The sequence below is a fragment of the Pseudomonas sp. NPDC089407 genome (genome assembly GCF_044900445.1).
Taxonomy (GTDB): Bacteria; Pseudomonadota; Gammaproteobacteria; order Pseudomonadales; family Pseudomonadaceae; genus Aquipseudomonas.
In genome coordinates, this window is sequence record NZ_JBJDNB010000005.1 from 88,801 (window position 1) to 105,573 (window position 16,773).

A 16,773-nucleotide genomic window follows, 5' to 3' on the forward strand; every position below is an offset into this window, starting at 1 on the left:
CCATGGACACCCTGCCGTACGCACCGCTATTGGTCACTTTGGCACTGGCGCTGCTCTGGGCAGCGTTGTTTACCGCCGTGGATGCTGCCCGCCTGCACCTCAATGGCTCGCTGCGCCCCCATGAAGACGGGCAGCCAGCGCTGCCCGTCCAGGCGCTGGTGCTGTGCGCCAGCCTGGGCAAGCTGCTGGTACTCGGCCTGGCGTGCCTGATCGGCCAGCGCTATAGCGGTGAACACGGGTTCTGGCTGGCCGGCCTGGGTGGCGCACTGGCCTTGCTGATCTTTGCCGAATTCCTGCCTCGGCGCCTGGCCCGGCGCAACCCGCAGGCACTGGTCAGCCTTGGGGTTAGCCTGCTGAAAGCGCCGCTGATACTGTTGCAACCCTTTGCCTGCCTGCTCGACGGCTGCGCCAAGCTGGTCTTGCGCCCGTTCCGCACCCAGCCGGCAGCGGTGGCCCTGCATCCGCGGGAAGATGACGACCTGGACGAGGACGATGAGCACGAAGCGCCCCGCCACGGCTTGCTCGACGGCCTGCAGGCGCTGGACAAGATCACGGTCAACGACATCCTGGTGCCACGCAATGAAGTCGACGGTATCAACCTCGACGAGCCGATCGAGCGCATCATCGAACAGCTGATCGTCAGCCGCCACACCCGCTTGCCGGTGTACCACAACGACATCAACCAGGTCGAAGCGATCCTCAACACCAAGCTGATCAGCCACCTGCTGCCCAAGGCCGAGTTGACCCTGGAGGCGCTGCACGGCGCCTGCTACGAGCCGTATTTCGTGCCGGAGAGCACGCCGCTGCAAATGCAGTTGCTGAACTTCCACAAGCAGCAGCGGCGGCTGGGCGTGGTGGTGGACGAGTACGGCGAAGTTCTGGGTATCGTCACCCTCGAAGATATCCTCGAAGAGATCGTCGGCGAGTTCGAGGACGAACAAAGCCTGGAGAACCCGCATGTGCACCCGCAGCCCGATGGCACCTTCGTCATCGACGGCACCGCCTCGCTGCGCGAAATCAACCGATCCCTGGGCTGGCACCTGCCCTGCGACGGCGGCCCGAAAACCCTCAACGGGCTGGTGACCGAAGCGCTGGAAAGCATCCCGGAAAGCGCCGTTTGCCTGAAGATCGGCCGCTATCGCCTGGAAATCCTCGAAACAGAGGACAATTGTGCCAGCAAGGTACTGGTGTGGACCGTGACCCGCTAGCTATACTCGGGTCACGCTTACCCAGCCCCGCCGTCACGCCTGCTACCCGCACCCGGCGTTCCACGGCCAGTCCGCTCCACTGACACGCCCCGCGGTCCTGCTTCAACACCCCGAACAGTGCCCGCCCCGCCCCTACCCCCCTTGGGCTATCGTCAGTCGGGCGCACACAACAACAAAACGCTCCGGCGCCCGCGCAGCCGTGCCTGCCCTGTTGCATGCATGCCCACGCAGGCCAAGCCATGGAGCCGGACCAGACTGTCAGGGACCTACTTAATGACAAGCAGCACCTATGCCCAAGCGCCTGCCGCGCCGGTCAACTCGCCTGCGCGGGTAGCCACTGCCAGCTTCATCGGCACCGCCATCGAGTTCTACGACTTCTACGTCTATGCCACTGCCGCGGCCCTGGTAATCGGCCCGGTGTTCTTCCCGTCCGGGTCGGGCACCGCGCAGATGCTGGCGGCCTTCCTAACCTTTGGTATCGCCTTCCTTGCACGGCCGCTGGGCTCGGCCTTGTTCGGCCACTTTGGCGACCGCATTGGCCGCAAGTCGACCCTGGTCGCCTCGCTGTTGCTGATGGGCGTGTCTACCACGGCCATCGGCGTGCTGCCAGGCTACGACAGCATCGGCGTGTGGGCACCGATCATCCTTTGCCTGCTGCGCTTTGGCCAAGGCCTGGGCCTGGGCGGCGAATGGGGTGGCGCGGCACTACTGGCCACCGAAAACGCCCCGGAAGGCAAACGCGCCTGGTTCGGCATGTTCCCGCAGCTGGGCCCTTCGATCGGCTTTCTGGCGGCCAACGGCCTGTTCCTGACCCTGGCGCTGACCCTGAGCGACGAGCAGTTCCGCGACTGGGGCTGGCGCATTCCGTTCCTGCTCAGTGCTGCGCTGGTGCTGGTGGGGCTGTATGTGCGCCTGAAGCTTGAAGAAAGCCCGGTATTCGCCAAGGCGGTTGCTCGCCAGGAGCGGGTGAAAATGCCGGTGGTTGACCTGTTCGCCAAACACTGGCGCCCTACCCTGCTGGGCGCTGCGGCGATGGTGGTGTGCTACGCGCTGTTCTATATCTCGACGGTGTTCTCGCTGAGCTATGGCGTGACCACACTGGGCTACAGCCGCGAGAGGTTCCTTGGCTTGCTGTGCTTTGCGGTGGTGTTCATGGCCTTGGCAACGCCGCTGTCGGCCTGGCTCAGCGACCGTTATGGGCGCAAGCCGGTGCTGATCGTTGGTGGCCTGCTGGCGGTTGCTTCGGGCTTCACCATGGAGCCGCTGCTGACCTCGGGTTCGACCACTGGTGTGGCGCTGTTCCTGGCCATTGAGCTGTTCCTGATGGGCGTGACCTTTGCGCCGATGGGGGCTTTGCTGCCTGAATTGTTCCCGACTCATGTGCGTTATACCGGCGCTTCGGCGGCGTATAACCTGGGCGGCATCGTCGGCGCCTCGGCGGCACCGTTCTTTGCCCAGAAGCTGGTGAGCATGGGTGGATTGAGCTGGGTGGGTGGGTATGTGTCTGCCGCGGCGGTGATCAGTTTGATTGCTGTGTTGTGCCTGAAAGAGACCCGCAATACACAATTGTGAGAATGCTGGGGCTGCTTTGCAGCCCATCGCCGGCAAGCCAGCTCCCACAGGTACCCCACAGCCCTTAAGCCTGGTGATTTCCCTGTGGGAGCTGGCTTGCCGGCGATGGGCCGCAACGCGGCCCCCTGCAATCCTGGATCAGAACTCGACCTTGACCGCCTGCGATGCACGGGTCGCCTTGGCCCGCGCCGCTTCGACCGATTCATCACGCGCCAGGCACACCCCCATGCGGCGGGTACCGTTGATTTCCGGTTTGCCGAACAGGCGGATGGCAGTATCCGGCTCGCTCAATGCTGCACTCAGGTTGGCGAAGCGGGTCTGCTGCGACTGACCTTCGGGCAAGATCACCGCCGAAGCCGAAGGACCAAACTGGCGAACCACCGGAATCGGCAGGCCGAGAATGGCGCGAGCATGCAAGGCGAACTGCGACTGGTCCTGGGAAATCAGGGTCACCAGGCCAGTGTCATGCGGGCGCGGCGAAACTTCGCTGAACCACACCTGGTCGCCTTTCACGAACAGCTCCACGCCAAACAGACCGCGACCGCCCAGGGCATCGGTGACCGCCTTGGCCACGCGCTGCGACTCGGCCAGCGCTTTCGGGCTCATGGCCTGCGGCTGCCAGGATTCCTGGTAGTCGCCTTTCTCCTGGCGGTGGCCGACCGGTTCGAGGAAGGTGGTGCCGCCAACGTGGCGCACGGTCAGCAGGGTAATTTCGTATTCGAAGTCGATAAAGCCTTCGACAATCACCCGGCCCTTGCCGGCGCGGCCGCCTTCCTGAGCGTAGTCCCACGCCTTTTGCAGGTCGGCATCGCTGCGCAGCAGGCTCTGGCCCTTGCCCGACGAACTCATCACCGGCTTGACCACGCACGGGTAGCCGACATCGGCCACGCCCTTGGCGAAGTCTTCGTAAGTGTCGGCAAAGTGGTACGGCGAGGTTGGCAGTTCCAGCTCTTCGGCGGCCAGGCGGCGGATGCCTTCGCGGTTCATGGTCAGTTGGGTGGCGCGGGCGGTCGGCACCACGGTGAAGCCTTCGTTTTCCAGCTCGACCAGGGTGGCGGTGGCGATGGCTTCGATTTCCGGAACGATATAGTGCGGCTTCTCGGCTTCGATCACGGCACGCAGGGCCACGCCATCGAGCATGTTGACCACGTGGCTGCGGTGCGCCACCTGCATGGCCGGGGCATTGGCGTAGCGGTCGACGGCGATCACTTCGACGCCCAGGCGCTGCAGCTCGATCACCACTTCCTTGCCCAGCTCGCCACAGCCGCACAGCAGTACACGGGTCGCGGTGGGCGACAAGGGGGTTCCGATACGGGTCATTTCAGGTCCTCGAAGGCATCCGGGGCCGCGCCAGGCTTGGCGCCACCCGCTGAAAAAGGACCGCTATTCTACACCATCAACCGGCAACGGCAGCCCGCCGGGCGCGAAATGCCATGGCCAGCCACACGGCGGTGACGCCAGCGAATTTCGAGGCCATGGCGGTGCCGATCACCGCTGGGGTCAGGGCGCCAATCATGCCGAAGAAGATGAAGGTATCCACCGGGATGCTCAGCGCCGAACTCAGCCACAGGCGATCGCGCAGCGGCCGACGGGTGATGCTGAACACCAGCCAGTCGATCAGCTCGGAAATGAAGAACGCGGTGGCACTGGCCAGGGCAATGGCCGGCTCCGAGGTGACATAGGACAGCACCAGCGCCACCAGCATGGCGACCAGGGCGCCGTGGCCGAAGCGGGTTTGCACCATGTCACGCAGGATGAACACCAGGCCGCCCCAGGCGGACCAGATGATGTCCAGGTGCGGGGCACTGGAGAAGGCGTAGTTGATCAGCACTACGCTGCTTATGTAGGCAATGAGATAGAACATGGCGGGTAGTCGGTGGGCAAGCCGTACAGATTACCGCTGGCGCCCTCGACAGGCAACGCCGTCCCTGTAGGAGCGGCCTTGTGTCGCGATGGGCTGCGCAGCAGCCCCAAGGCTTCCGAGGCACACCGAAGATTGCAGGGGGCTGCTGCGCAGCCCATCGCGACACAAGGCCGCTCCTACAGAATCAAGCCTGCTTCTACTGCCCTTTCATGGCAAAGCTTGAGCACCGCCCGGCGCTCGTCATTGTCCATCCGTCCCCAGCGGCCAATCTCGGCCACGGTACGTTGACAACCGGTGCAAATGTCCTGCTCGTCCAGCGCGCAAATACTCACGCACGGCGAGGCCACCGGCCGTTCCACAACATCACTCATCGTCAACCACCAACGCCTGCGCATAACGCTGGGCATTGTGCACGTAATGTGCGGCGCTGGCTTCAAGCATACGCTTCTGCTGCTCGGTCAGTTCGCGCACCACCTTGCCCGGCGAGCCCATCACCAGCGAACCGTCGGGGATTTCCTTGCCCTCGGCAATCAGTGCATTGGCGCCGATGATGCAGTGCTTGCCGATGCGCGCGCCGTTGAGGATCACCGCATTGATACCGACCAGGCTGTAGTCGCCCACCGTACAGCCATGCAGCATGGCGTTGTGGCCAACCGTCACACCTTTGCCCAAGGTCAGCGGCGAGCCCATGTCGGTGTGCATCACCGTGCCATCCTGCACGTTGCTGCCTTCGCCGATGTCGATCAGCTCGTTGTCGCCGCGCAGCACCGCACCAAACCATACGCTGGCATTGGCCTGCAGGCGCACGTTGCCGATCAGCGTGGCGTTGGGTGCGGCCCAACTGGTGGGGTGGCTTTCGACCCGCAGGTCGCCCAGGCGGTATTTCATGCTTGCTCCTCAGGCTATGACGCAGACGGCGGGGTCGGCCCCGCTCAGTTTTCGATGTAACGCTCCGGGGGCTGGTGCAGGCTGATGCCGGCATCGAACAGCAAGTTGACCAACTCGACGATCATGATCGCCGACAAGCCCCAGATCTTGTATTCGCCATAGCGATAGCTGGGCACATACCAGCTGCGCCCCTGGTAATCGATACGGTGGGTATGGTCACGCGGGTCCTGGCGGAAGAATTCCAGGGGCACGGTGAATACTGCCGCGATCTCGGCATCGTTGGCGCGGTATTCGACGAAGTCGGGGATAACCCCGACGAATGGCGTCACTTTAAGGCCATGCAGCGAAATCAGCGGGCTGAGCGGGCCGATCACTTCGACCAGGCCAGGCGGCAGGCCGATTTCTTCTTCGGCTTCACGCAGCGCAGTAAACACCAGGTCCGGGTCTTCCGGGTCGCGGCGGCCACCGGGAAAGGCCACTTCGCCGCCGTGGGTCGACAAGCCTTTGGCGCGCAAGGTCAAGACCAGTTCGGGCGCTTCGCTGCGAGTAATGGGCAGGAGAACCGCCGCTTCGGGGAACCGTCGGTCGGTTTCCAGTGATGCGGGGTGGTGGTTGCTCATTCGGCGAAGTAGCTCGTCCAGCATTGCGCACGCTCGTATCCAAGGCCTGCCTTGCATGATGCACCAAAGCCGCGAAGCACCCAAGCCCCTGCGCTTGCGGCGGCCCTGCAGCCACGCCAAGATAGCCCTGAACAAAAGGAACCCATCATGAAATTCTGCAGCGCGTGCGGCCAGCCGGTCACCCAGCGGATCCCCGAAGGCGACAGCCGCCTGCGGTATGTCTGCGATGCTTGCCAGACCATCCACTACCAGAACCCCAACATTGTCGCCGGCATACTGCCCACCTGGGGTAGCCAGGTGCTGCTGTGCCGCCGCGCCATCGAACCGCGCCGCGGTTTCTGGACCCTGCCCGCCGGGTTCATGGAGAACGGCGAAACCCTCGACCAGGCCGCCCGTCGCGAAACCGTCGAGGAAGCCTGCGCCCGGGTCGGGCCGACCAGCCTGTATCAATTGTTCGATTTGCCGCACATCAACCAGGTACACGTGTTCTTCCGCGCCGAACTGGCGGACCTTGCCTTTGATGTGGGTGTCGAAAGCCTGGAGGTGCGATTGTTCGAGGAACATGAGATACCGTGGGGCGAGCTGGCTTTCCGCACCGTCACGCGCACACTAGAATGCTACTATCGCGACCGCATCGGGCAGCACTACCCCTTAGGCCATGAATACCTGCCGCCGATGAACGTTTCGCCCAACACCTAAACGCCTTCAGGGATACCGTTACATGCGCTGGTTGCTTGCCCTTTTCTGCCTTTGCGTTACCTCGGTGTCCCAGGCGGCCTTCACCGAGACCATCGTCCGCAAGCCTCTGTCGCCCGCGCAAGCGCCTACGCAGTCGCAACAGGCCATGCAACCGTTGATCGACAAGGTGCTGGTGATCAAGTCCGAGCGCCGTCTGCAATTGATCAGCCGCGGCGAGCCGCTGAAAACCTACCGCATCTCGCTGGGCAAGCAGCCCAAGGGCGCCAAGGAGCGCGAGGGCGACAAGAAAACCCCCGAAGGCCTGTACTGGCTGGACTGGCGCAAGCAGAGCGACCGCTTCAACCTGGCCATGCACATCAACTACCCGAACATCAGCGACGCGGCCCGCGCCACGCGTGAAGGGGTGAGTGCCGGCAGCATGATCATGATCCACGGTACACCGCTCAACGATGAATACCCGGAGTGGTACTTCCATACGCTGGACTGGACGGACGGTTGTATTGCCATGCGTAACCGCGACATGCAGGAGGTATGGGATTTGGTGCGAGACGGGACGTTGATCGAGATTCGGCCTTGAGGCTGAAGTGAAAAGCTATGGCAGACCCGGCAACCTGAATGGAGTTACCAGATGATCAGCCCACGCGTGGCAACAGGGTAACCAAAGCAAATACCATCAGCGCCAACCCGGCGCCCAGGGTAAAGGGCAGCCAGACCTTGAATGGGTGGGCACGCACTGACTGGCGCATTTCTGCATGGAAGGCTGCTACATCAGCATGCAATTGCGCCAACTCGGTAGCGGGGTCGAAGGGAGAAGCTGGACGCCGTGTCGACATGGATCATCCTCGATTGCAAAAAACAGGGCACATAAACAACACCCCAACAGGGGAAACTCTGAGCGGTCCATAGCAAGAATTCAAGTCTACCGAGACAGAGCACGGGTGGACGCCAGCATGGTCAGCGACTCAGAAAAGTAAACAATGCGACGAGTGCAGTGACCAGTCCTGCGCTAACCGCGAATGGATAGAGCATCGACTCACGCCGCATTTTTTCCTCTTCGGTTTTCAGTTTGCGGGTCTCCGCCATAAATTTGCGTATTTCCACTGATAGCCTCTCTAGCTCAATGTATTCACGCTCATCTCTTTTCATGAATTGTCCTGTCGTGTCGCAGGCAATACCGGCTTGCTTTGCACCGGCGAGCCACCTGGTCGGGTCGATGAAAGTACACCCATTTGGAGTGAATTCATTCACCCGGGACCAAAAACAGAAGGTTCTGTAGGAAACGGCTGACCTCAGCAACATTGCAGCTTCCCAATAGGCAAATGCAGTACCTTTGACCGCAAGCTTGTTGGTGATAGAACGGGTCTACCAGCGCAAGTCCCGCTGCCCTGCCAACGCCTGCGGCCCAAGCCACTGTGCCCCGCGCAGCAATGGCGTCAGCTCTGCCTCAGGCTGCAACTGGAACACCACCTGCGCCCGGCGCGCGAGCAAGTCGGCATCCACGGCCAAATGATGCTGCCCCTGCTGTGCCAACTGCCCGCGCAGCCGCCAGCCGCTGCGGCAGTCCATTTCCAGCCACCCCTGCCCCAGGGCCAGTGACCACGGTTCGCTCAGGGCAAGGTCGGTTACCGTAATGCGGCCTTCACTGCCGCTGCATTGGCGCCCTGCCCCCTGTAACCGCAAAGCCCCCTGCCACTGCCCCGCCAGGCGGTAATCCGTCTGCGCTGTCGCTTGAGCGCCTGCCGCAACGGCCTCCAGTCGCCAGCGCCAGGGCCAGGGCCAGCCCTCGGCACGCAATTGCCAGGCCTGGCCCTGAAAGCCCAGCTGTGCGTTCGCCTGCAAGCGCCAAGGCTGCACCGCCCAGCGCAAAGGGCCGACCGGGCCTAACTGTCGTGCCTGGCCATGCCAGAAGCTGCCACTGACTTCCTGCATCGGCAGGCCAAACGCCCGCGCTACCCAATTGGCCGGAAGCTCAACCAACAGCGTGAGTACGAATACCAGCCCAACCCACGCCATTCCCTTGCGGTTCATGGCTGCACCACCAAATCAAAGCGCAGGCCCTTGCCCTCCCGCTCCAGCCCCCACTGCATTGGCTGTGCGCCTTCTGCACGCAGGCTTTGCAGCCAGCCCTGCAACACGCGCTCATCAGCCACCTGCCCACGCAGCTGCCAGGCCTTGCCCTGTACATCGACCTCTGCCAACTCGATCTGCCGTGCCTGGGCCGACTGGCGTAACCGCTCCAGGTTCAGCCCCGGGCCGCCTTGGAGGCTGGCAGCCTGTTCGGCCAGCCCGTGCCACTGACCAAGTTCGCGCCATTGCGCAATGCCGGCGCGCAGGGCCAGGAAGGCCAACAACAGGGCAATCAGTGCCCAAGCGAATGCCAGACGGTGGCGCTGTAGCCAATCGCGGTTCATGTGGCGGCTCCCAGCTCGAAGATCACTTGGTCAGCTTGAACCTGCACCGTGGCGCCAGCGGCAGCCGCCATGTCCTGCCAGGGCGGCGCATTGCCCTCGCCCTCCAGGCGCAGGTGCCAACGCTGGCCATCAAAGCGCACCGCCTGCAGCTGCCAGCCTGGGTTGTCACGCAGCCAGGCCTGCAAGCGGGTTTGCAGGTCCTGCAGCTGGCGCGTGCGCAGTTGCTGTTGCAATTCGCTTTCCCGCAGGCGCTTGAGCGCCAGTGCAGCATGCCGGGGGCTGGCTTGCTCGCCGATCACGGCAACGACCTGGCTGCGCCAGAGCTGCGCCTGACGCGATTGCTGGGTCAACCACAGGGCACCCCAGACGGCAGCCAGTAGCAGGCAGGCGGCAAACAGACGCTGATGCTGACGGGGCAATACCAGGATCGAGCGCATTTTGTGGGCGCGTTCGAACAGGCTTGGCATTGAGTCGAGTGGTGCCCATGTGCTTGGCCAGTCCCCGCTCAACGCCAGCGCCTGCAGTTTCGCCCAGGGATGCTGCGGCACGCTACCCAGCGCATCCGGCCACGCCAGCCAGTGTTCCTGGCCGTCCTCGGTCACCCCCTTGCACAAGGACAGCCCGGCAGTGCGTTGCCAGTTCCAGCAGCGGCCTGCCTGCGGCGCTGGCAGTAACTGCAACTCTGCCCAGCAACGTTCCACCTGCAAACCCCAGACAGCACATTGCTCACGCCACGCGTCCAACTGCTGGCGGGCCACCACCAACAGGCGAAGGTAACCGGGTTCACGGGCCAGGCAGGCGCAAGCCACTTCGTCGGGGGTCTGCAACAAGCGGTCTTCGAGCAGCAACGGCCACTCCTCGCGCTTGAGCCCGGGCGGGGCCGGCACACGAAAATGGCTGCAGGCTTCGGCAGGCAATACCAGCGCTACACGGGCCTGCAGGTTGGCCGGTGGCTGGCCCTGCCCTTGTTGCTGCAGGGTGCCGCCTTCAACCAGCGCCCAGTGCCACACCGGGCCCGGCCGCAGCAACAGCCACGTTTGGGCCGGTGTGCCCCGCCGCCATTCAAACTTCATGAACGCCCCCACGGGAGGGCGAAGGTGCAGACATAAGGTGCTCCATCACGCTGCAGTTCCAGGCGCACACCACGGCCGGGGTGCGCCGGTTGATCGGAAGGCCAGGCCAGCCAGCGGCCGCCCTGGTAATACAGGACATTCAGGGCGCTGACCCGCTCGAGTTGTTCGCGCTGGACCCAACGTGGGGCGGCGGCGGCGTACAGGTCGGGCGAGCTTTCCAGCAGCAGGCGTTGCTCGCGGGCTTCGAAGCGCAGGCGCTGGCGTTGCAGGCGCGAGCCGCCTTCGGCTTCTGGCAAGCCAGTGCTGGCAACCCACAGCAACTGGTTACTGGCGGGTTGCCAGTCCAGCCAGCGGCTGGCCAACGGCAGGCGCTGGTCGTAAACGCGGCGTAGTACCGGGCTGTCGAAGCGGCGCTCCAGGGCCAGGCAAAAGTCCAGAACCGAGGTTTGCTGGGTGGTGACTTGCAGGCGTTCGCGCACCTTGAGCCAGCCGTTGACCAGCGCGGCGAGCATGATGCCGAGGATGGCGGTCAGGGCCAGGGCGACCATCAGTTCGATCAGGGTGAGGCCGGCCTGACGGTGTTTCATGGCTTGAGCGCCAGGCTGACGGGTGCCTGTGGGAGCGGGTTTACCCGCGAAGAAGACACCACGGTGGATGGCACCGGCTTTGCCGGTGTTCGCGGGTGAACCCGCTCCCACAGAGATTGAGCAGAATGATGGATAGTTGTCACCAGCAGGGTATGCGTAACACTCACGGGCGCTGAAGGTCATGGGCGCTCCAGAAACACGGTGTACTGGCCCAGTGGCAAACGCTGGTCGCGGTCCGCGAACAGTTGCAATTCACCACGGCGCAGGTCGCGTACGCCGGTGCGGCGCAGTTGCAGTTGCCAGTGGCACCGCTGGCCACCCTGGCTCAATTCGCCGCCCACCTGGTTTTCCGCAGGCCAGTACTGCTCAACGGCAAAGCGGGTTTGCAGTTCGCGTGCGCACAGCAGGCCAAGGCGGTGCTGTTGCAAGTTGTCCTGCACGGCCAGGCGTTGGCGCAAAACCTGGCTGGTGATCACGGCCAACACTGCAGCAATTGCCAGTGCCACGGTGACTTCCAGCAAGGTGAAGCCGCGCTGATGCCGCCTCATGGCCCCACCTGCAAACGGCCATCGCGGCGCCAGGCCCATTGTTGGCTGCCATCGGCCCAACGCCAGCGTACGCTGCCCGGTTGCGCCCAGCCATGCGGGGTGAACAGCAGGCGCGGTTGCGGGCTGGCGGCCCACTCCGGGTGCAGGCCCTTGGGCCAGGCGCCGAGCGCGACCGCTTCGACCACCCAGCCATTGCCCTCACGCCGGACAAACTCCGGGCGCTGGCCATTCCAGCGCAACCCGCGCAATTGCCCGGCATGCCGGGCCAGCGCAGCCTGGCCACGGGTCTCGGCCGCCAGCCGCTGCAGGGCCTGGTCGACACTGGCCTGGCCGCTGCCGAGCCCGGCCACCGCCAGCCCGGTCATCAGCCCGGCAATGGCCAGCACCACCAGTAGCTCGATCAGGCTGAAACCGCGCTGGCGACGCATCCGTTACAGTTCCCAATTACCCAGGTCGGCATCCTGGCCTTCGCCGCCGGGCAGGCCGTCGGCACCCAGCGAGTAGACATCGACCCGCCCATGCTCGCCGGGCATGCGGTACTGATACGGGGTGCCCCACGGGTCTTCCGGCAGGCGGCGCACGTAGCCGTCACTGCGCCAGGCACGTGGCAGCGGTTCCTGTGCCGGTTTTTTCACCAGCGCGGCCAGGCCCTGTTCACTGCTGGGAAAGCGCAGGTTGTCCAGCCGGTACATGTCCAGCGCCTGTTCCAGGGTGGCCAGGTCGGCCATTACCTTCTGCTTCATGGCCTTGTCCTGGTTGCCCAGCACACTGGGCGCGACCACGGCGATCAGCAGGCCGATGATGAAGATCACCACCATGATTTCCATAAGGGTGAAACCGCGCTGGCGGTTGCGTCGTTGCTGCATGGCAAAGCTCCTTGTTGTCACAATTGCAGGCCCTGGTTGAGTTGCATGATCGGCAGCAACACCGCCAGTACGATGAACAGCACCACGGCGCCCATCACCAGGATCATCAGGGGTTCGAACAGCGCCATGGCGGTATCGACCTGACGGGCGAAGCCGCGCTCCTGGTCGTCGGCCACGCGCTCGAGCATGTCGGCCAGAGTGCCGCTGGCCTCGCCGCTGCCGACCATGTTCACCAGCAGCGGCGGGAATTGCTGGCTGGCGTCAAGCGCGCGGTGCAGGCTGGTGCCGCCCTGCACCTGCTGGCGCACCTGTTCCATGGCCAGGCGGATGCGCCGGTTGCCGACGGTTTCGGTGGCCACCTGCAAGGCTTCGAGCAGGGCCACGCCACTGCCGCTGAGAATTGCCAGGCTGCGCGCCAGGCGTGCGCTTTCCAGCACCTGCAGCAAGCTGCCGATGCGCGGCAGGCGCAACAGCAACTGGTCACGGCGCAGGCACCAGTGCGGCTTGCGCAGCAACCAGCCGCCGACCGCACCGAGCACCAGCGCCAGCCCCAACAGCCAGGGCCCGGCGTGCACCAGCCCCTGGCTGAGGCCGATCAGCAACGACGTGATCAGCGGCAGGCTCTGCCCGGCGTGGGCGAACTGTTCGGTGAGCTTGGGCACGACGAAGGTCATCAGCCCGACCACCACGGCCAGCGACACGCCCATCAGCACGGCGGGGTAGATCAGTGCAGTACGGGCCTTGTGCTGCTGGCGTTGCACCTGCTCCAGGTGATCGGCCAGCCGCGTCAGAACCTGGGCCAGGCGCCCGGAACGTTCGCCGGCCTCGACCAGCGCGCAGTACAGGCCGGTGAACGGTGCCCCCTGACGCGCCAGGCTGCGGGCCAGGCCCAGCCCTTCGGCCAGCGAGCCGCGCAGGGCCACCAGCACACTGTGCAAGGCGGGCTGTCGCAGTTGCCGTTCAAGGGTGGCCAGGGCATCGACCAAGGGAATACCAGCCCCGGTCAGGGTGGCCAACTGGCGGGTCAGCTCGCACAGCTGGGCGCGGCTCAGGCGCTGGCGCCGGGGCTGGCGGGTGCCGGCTTCATGACGCTGCAACTGGCGGGCAAACAGGCCCTGCTCGCGCAACAGCTGGCGGGCATGGCGTTCGCTGTCAGCCTGCAGGCTGGCCTTGTGCGGTTTGCCGGCGAGGTCCACGGCCTGGTAGCGATAGGTCGGCATACGTTAGCCCTGCACCACGCGCAGCACTTCGGCCAGGCTGGTCTCGCCGCGCGCCAGGCAATCGCTGGCCATCGCCACCAGGCTCTGCCGGCGCCCCGCCAGGTAGTCCTGCATCGCCAGCTCGCTGGCGCCGTCATACAGCAGGCCGATCAGCCCGGCGTCCAGCTCGATGAACTCATAAAGGCCCAGGCGCCCGACGTAACCGCTGCCCTGGCAGTGCTCGCAACCCACCGCGTGGTAGCTGTTGCCCAACGCCGCCAACTCAGGCCACAAGTCACGCTCGGCGGGTTGCAATGGATGCGCCACCGCGCAGCTGCACAAGCGGCGAACCAGGCGCTGGGCCAATACCCCGCGCAGGCAGGAAGCGATCAGGAACGGCTCGATGCCCATGTCGCGCAGGCGGGTCACTGCGCCCACGGCGCTGTTGGTGTGCAGGGTAGACAGCACCAGGTGGCCGGTGAGGCTGGCCTGCACGGCGATCTGCGCGGTTTCCTGGTCGCGGATTTCGCCGAGCATGATCACGTCCGGGTCCTGGCGCAGGATCGCGCGCAGGCCGCTGGCGAAGGTCAGCCCGGCGCGCGGGTTGATCGCGGTCTGGCCAATGCCGGCGATGGCGTATTCCACCGGGTCCTCGACGGTGAGGATGTTGCGGCTGCCATCGTTGAGGCTGTTGAGGCTGGCGTACAGGGTAGTGGTCTTGCCCGAGCCGGTCGGGCCGGTGGACAGGACGATACCGTTGGGCCGTGCCAGGCAACTGCGCAGCCCCTGCAGCACCGCTGCCGGCATGCCCAGGTTGTCCAGGGCCAGCAGGCTGGCCTGCTTGTCGAGCACACGCATCACCACCCGCTCGCCGTGGATGCCGGGCAAGGTCGACACCCGCACATCCACCTCGCGGCCTGCCGCACGCAAGGTAATGCGACCGTCCTGCGGTTGGCGTTTTTCAGCGATGTCCAGGCGCGCCATGACCTTGATCCGCGACACCAGCATGGCCGACAGCGCCCGCGGCGGGCGTAGCACTTCACGCAGGTGGCCATCGACGCGCAGGCGCACCACCAGGCTCTGCTCAAAGGTTTCGATATGAATGTCCGAGGCGCGCAGGCGCAGGGCCTGGCCGAACAGGCCGTTGATCAGGCGGATCACCGGCGCTTCGTCATCACTTTCCAGCAGGTCCTCGATGCGCGGCATTTCGCTCATCAGGCTGTCGAGGTCGACCTGGTCGCCGATGCCTTCGATCAGTGCTTCGGTGGCGGCATCGCCGGCCTGGTACAGCTGGCCAAGGCGCTCGTCGAACAGCGCAGGTTCCAGGTACTCCAGCGTGCTCGGCTGACCATGCACACGCAGCAGTTCCTGCAACTGGGCACCGTCGGCGTCGGCCCGCAGCCACAGCTGCCAACCCTGCTCCGCCGGGGCCATGGCCACCCCGCTCTGGCGGGCCTGACGATAAGCCAGCATCACCAGTCACCGCCTTCCAGGCGTGCGCGGCTGGCGGGGAAAACCTTGAGCAACTGCGAGCTACCCTCGGCAAGGTCCGGCAATTGCAGCGGCGTGGTCTGCTGCAGGGTGCGGTACTTGTCCTCGCTGAGCCCGGCCAGGCTTGGCCCATCGCGCAGGATGCGCGGGCGGATGAACACCATCAGGTTCTGCTTGGTGTTCTTGCTGGCATCGGAGCGGAACAACCGGCCCAAGTAAGGGATATCGCCGAGCAATGGCACACGCTGGTCGCTGGTGCTCAGCTCGTCGCTGATCAGGCCGCCGAGGATCACCAGGCCGTTGTCCTCGACCATGACCTTGGTCTTTATTTCACGCTTGTTGGTGATCACGTCGCTGGCAGCGCTGGATTCGGCAATCGACGACACTTCCTGGACGATGTCCAGGCGCACGCTGTTGTCGATGTTGATCTGCGGCTTGATGCGCAGCTTCACCCCGACTTCCTTGCGCTCGATGGTCTGGTACGGGTTGGCGTTGTTCTGCGTCACCGAGCCGGTGACGAACGGCACTTCCTGGCCCACCAGGATCGACGCTTCGGCGTTGTCCAGGGTCAGCAAGGTGGGCGTGGACAGAAGGTTGAAGCCGCTTTTGCCCTTGAGCGCGTTGACCAGCATGGCGAAGTTGAAACCGCCGCCGAAGTGGCCAATGCCCGCAGTGGCACCGGCGGTGCTAGAGAGCAGGTCGCCCAGCGCTTCGTTGTCGCCACTGGCTGCCGCCCCGGCGATGTTGGCGATGTTCACCCCGTTGCTGCCGAAATTGACGATGCCGGCGCCAAACTTTTCATCGGCGAACAGCCACTGCACGCCCAGCTCCTGGGCGCTGCTGTCGGACACCTCGGCGATGATGGCCTCGACCACCACCTGGGCCCGGCGGATATCCAGTTGCTCGACAATGGCGCGGTAGGCCGCCAGCTCGCGCTCGGGGCCGACCATGACCACGGCATTGGTGCCTTCTTCGTACTCCAGGCGAATGCCCGAGTCATTGGCAACCGGCAGTGGCTGGTCCTTGCCCTGCCCTTCAGCACCGCCGTTGGTCGCGCCTTCGCTGGGCACCGCGCCCTCCTGGCTGAGGCCGCGCAGCACCTTCACCACTTCGCCTGCGTTGGCGTGGCGCAGGTAGATGACCTGGGTACTGCTGCCAGCAGCTTCACTGGGGCGCTCCAACTGCCGAAGCAGGCTGGCGATACGCTCAAGGTTGCTGCGCCAGTCGGTGACAACCAGCTGGTGCGCGGCCGGATAGGGCGTGATCACGCCGACACGCGGGTCGATCAACGGCTTGAGTATGCCCAGCACCTGCTCGCTGGCAGCATTGCGCACATTGAATACGCGGGTAGCCACGCTGTCGCTGCCCTCGCCCTGCTGGCCGGCCGTCTCCACCGGCACCGGCTCCAGGCGAGCGGCCTGGTCGGGAACGATCTTTACGCTGCCGTTGGGCAGGTCGACGGTGGCATAGCCCTGGGCGCGCAACTGGGCCAGGAAGATGTCGTAGATGGCGTCAGCGTCGTGCAGGTCGACGGTGCGCACGGTGACCTTGCCCTTGACCCGCGGGTCGACGATGAAGGTCGTGCCGGTGATGCGCGACACGCTGTCGATGAACTCGCCCAGTTCGGTGTCGACAAAGTTCACCTCGTACATCGGCGTGCCGTTTTCATCGAACACCGGTTCTTCAGCGCTGGCCATGGACAAGGCCAGGCTCAACGCGACCGCTACGCAGTATCTAACAGGCATCG

General features: G+C 64.7%; 21 protein-coding genes. 4 read left to right on the plus strand and 17 right to left on the minus strand.

Annotated elements, in window-relative coordinates; translation table 11 throughout:
* The first annotated feature begins 2 nt into the window (after positions 1-2).
* On the plus strand, positions 3-1,208 hold the full coding sequence (locus ACI2KG_RS05980; RefSeq protein ID WP_404661202.1) for a transporter associated domain-containing protein: 1,206 nt from the start codon (positions 3-5) through the stop codon (positions 1,206-1,208).
* Positions 1,209-1,481: 273 nt separating this feature from the next.
* Positions 1,482-2,780 (plus strand): MFS transporter, encoded by a 1,299-nt coding sequence (locus ACI2KG_RS05985; protein WP_404661203.1) that lies wholly within the window; start codon positions 1,482-1,484, stop codon positions 2,778-2,780.
* 138 nt (positions 2,781-2,918) lie between these two features.
* Here the strand turns inward: ACI2KG_RS05985 and purT are convergent, their stop codons facing one another.
* From purT to ACI2KG_RS06010, 5 genes are all read right to left on the minus strand, one after another.
* Positions 2,919-4,100, minus strand: a complete 1,182-nt coding sequence (gene purT / locus ACI2KG_RS05990) for a formate-dependent phosphoribosylglycinamide formyltransferase (RefSeq protein ID WP_404661204.1) — start codon at positions 4,098-4,100, stop codon at positions 2,919-2,921.
* A 76-nt stretch (positions 4,101-4,176) separates the two neighbouring features.
* Positions 4,177-4,644 (minus strand): VUT family protein, encoded by a 468-nt coding sequence (locus ACI2KG_RS05995; protein ID WP_010952556.1) that lies wholly within the window; start codon positions 4,642-4,644, stop codon positions 4,177-4,179.
* Between the two features lie 176 nt (positions 4,645-4,820).
* Entirely contained in the window at positions 4,821-5,015 is a 195-nt protein-coding gene (locus ACI2KG_RS06000; protein WP_024086383.1) for a DUF1289 domain-containing protein, read from the minus strand.
* Positions 5,008-5,532: a gamma carbonic anhydrase family protein gene (locus tag ACI2KG_RS06005; protein WP_259536938.1), complete on the minus strand. Its 525-nt coding sequence runs from the start codon at positions 5,530-5,532 to the stop codon at positions 5,008-5,010. The genes ACI2KG_RS06000 and ACI2KG_RS06005 overlap by 8 nt, the downstream gene beginning before the upstream one ends.
* Positions 5,533-5,576: 44 nt before the next feature.
* On the minus strand, positions 5,577-6,176 hold the full coding sequence (locus ACI2KG_RS06010) for a CoA pyrophosphatase (protein WP_201207893.1): 600 nt from the start codon (positions 6,174-6,176) through the stop codon (positions 5,577-5,579).
* Between the two features lie 123 nt (positions 6,177-6,299).
* On the opposite strand from ACI2KG_RS06010, the gene ACI2KG_RS06015 reads away from it, so the two are divergent.
* Together ACI2KG_RS06015 and ACI2KG_RS06020 are read left to right on the plus strand one after the other, a co-directional pair.
* Complete coding sequence (locus ACI2KG_RS06015) at positions 6,300-6,851, plus strand: NUDIX hydrolase (protein WP_404661205.1); 552 nt, start codon at positions 6,300-6,302, stop codon at positions 6,849-6,851.
* Between the two features lie 22 nt (positions 6,852-6,873).
* Positions 6,874-7,428 carry a murein L,D-transpeptidase family protein gene (locus ACI2KG_RS06020; RefSeq protein WP_404661206.1) on the plus strand — a complete coding sequence of 185 codons (555 nt, stop codon included), beginning with the start codon at positions 6,874-6,876 and terminating at the stop codon, positions 7,426-7,428.
* 55 nt (positions 7,429-7,483) lie between these two features.
* Here the strand turns inward: ACI2KG_RS06020 and ACI2KG_RS06025 are convergent, their stop codons facing one another.
* The 12 genes from ACI2KG_RS06025 to gspD all read right to left on the minus strand — a co-directional run bounded on the left by ACI2KG_RS06025 (position 7,484) and on the right by gspD (position 16,771).
* Positions 7,484-7,684: a hypothetical protein gene (locus ACI2KG_RS06025; protein WP_400615550.1), complete on the minus strand. Its 201-nt coding sequence runs from the start codon at positions 7,682-7,684 to the stop codon at positions 7,484-7,486.
* 121 nt (positions 7,685-7,805) lie between these two features.
* Positions 7,806-7,997: a hypothetical protein gene (locus ACI2KG_RS06030; RefSeq protein WP_346644839.1), complete on the minus strand. Its 192-nt coding sequence runs from the start codon at positions 7,995-7,997 to the stop codon at positions 7,806-7,808.
* A 216-nt stretch (positions 7,998-8,213) separates the two neighbouring features.
* Entirely contained in the window at positions 8,214-8,879 is a 666-nt protein-coding gene (locus ACI2KG_RS06035; protein WP_404661207.1) for a hypothetical protein, read from the minus strand.
* A complete protein-coding gene (gene gspM, locus ACI2KG_RS06040; RefSeq protein ID WP_404661208.1) occupies positions 8,876-9,262 on the minus strand; it encodes a type II secretion system protein GspM in 387 nt (128 codons plus the stop codon). Before gspM ends, ACI2KG_RS06035 begins: the two co-directional genes overlap by 4 nt.
* Entirely contained in the window at positions 9,259-10,335 is a 1,077-nt protein-coding gene (locus ACI2KG_RS06045) for a GspL/Epsl periplasmic domain-containing protein (protein ID WP_404661209.1), read from the minus strand. Before ACI2KG_RS06045 ends, gspM begins: the two co-directional genes overlap by 4 nt.
* A complete protein-coding gene (locus tag ACI2KG_RS06050; RefSeq protein ID WP_404661210.1) occupies positions 10,332-10,922 on the minus strand; it encodes a prepilin-type N-terminal cleavage/methylation domain-containing protein in 591 nt (196 codons plus the stop codon). The genes ACI2KG_RS06045 and ACI2KG_RS06050 overlap by 4 nt, the downstream gene beginning before the upstream one ends.
* 179 nt (positions 10,923-11,101) lie before the next feature.
* The gene (locus ACI2KG_RS06055) at positions 11,102-11,470 is read right to left on the minus strand and encodes a type II secretion system protein GspI (protein WP_400735090.1); all 369 of its coding nucleotides are present in this window, start codon (positions 11,468-11,470) and stop codon (positions 11,102-11,104) included.
* On the minus strand, positions 11,467-11,898 hold the full coding sequence (gspH, locus tag ACI2KG_RS06060) for a type II secretion system minor pseudopilin GspH (RefSeq protein WP_404661211.1): 432 nt from the start codon (positions 11,896-11,898) through the stop codon (positions 11,467-11,469). The genes ACI2KG_RS06055 and gspH overlap by 4 nt, the downstream gene beginning before the upstream one ends.
* Positions 11,899-11,901: 3 nt before the next feature.
* Positions 11,902-12,336, minus strand: coding sequence for a type II secretion system major pseudopilin GspG (gene gspG, locus ACI2KG_RS06065; RefSeq protein ID WP_404661212.1), 435 nt, complete (start codon positions 12,334-12,336; stop codon positions 11,902-11,904).
* A 17-nt stretch (positions 12,337-12,353) separates the two neighbouring features.
* A complete protein-coding gene (gspF, locus tag ACI2KG_RS06070; RefSeq protein WP_404661213.1) occupies positions 12,354-13,556 on the minus strand; it encodes a type II secretion system inner membrane protein GspF in 1,203 nt (400 codons plus the stop codon).
* A gap of 3 nt (positions 13,557-13,559) precedes the next feature.
* Positions 13,560-15,008 (minus strand): GspE/PulE family protein, encoded by a 1,449-nt coding sequence (locus tag ACI2KG_RS06075; RefSeq protein WP_404661214.1) that lies wholly within the window; start codon positions 15,006-15,008, stop codon positions 13,560-13,562.
* The gene (gene gspD, locus ACI2KG_RS06080; RefSeq protein ID WP_404661215.1) at positions 15,008-16,771 is read right to left on the minus strand and encodes a type II secretion system secretin GspD; all 1,764 of its coding nucleotides are present in this window, start codon (positions 16,769-16,771) and stop codon (positions 15,008-15,010) included. The genes ACI2KG_RS06075 and gspD overlap by 1 nt, the downstream gene beginning before the upstream one ends.
* Between the last annotated feature and the right edge of the window lie 2 nt (positions 16,772-16,773).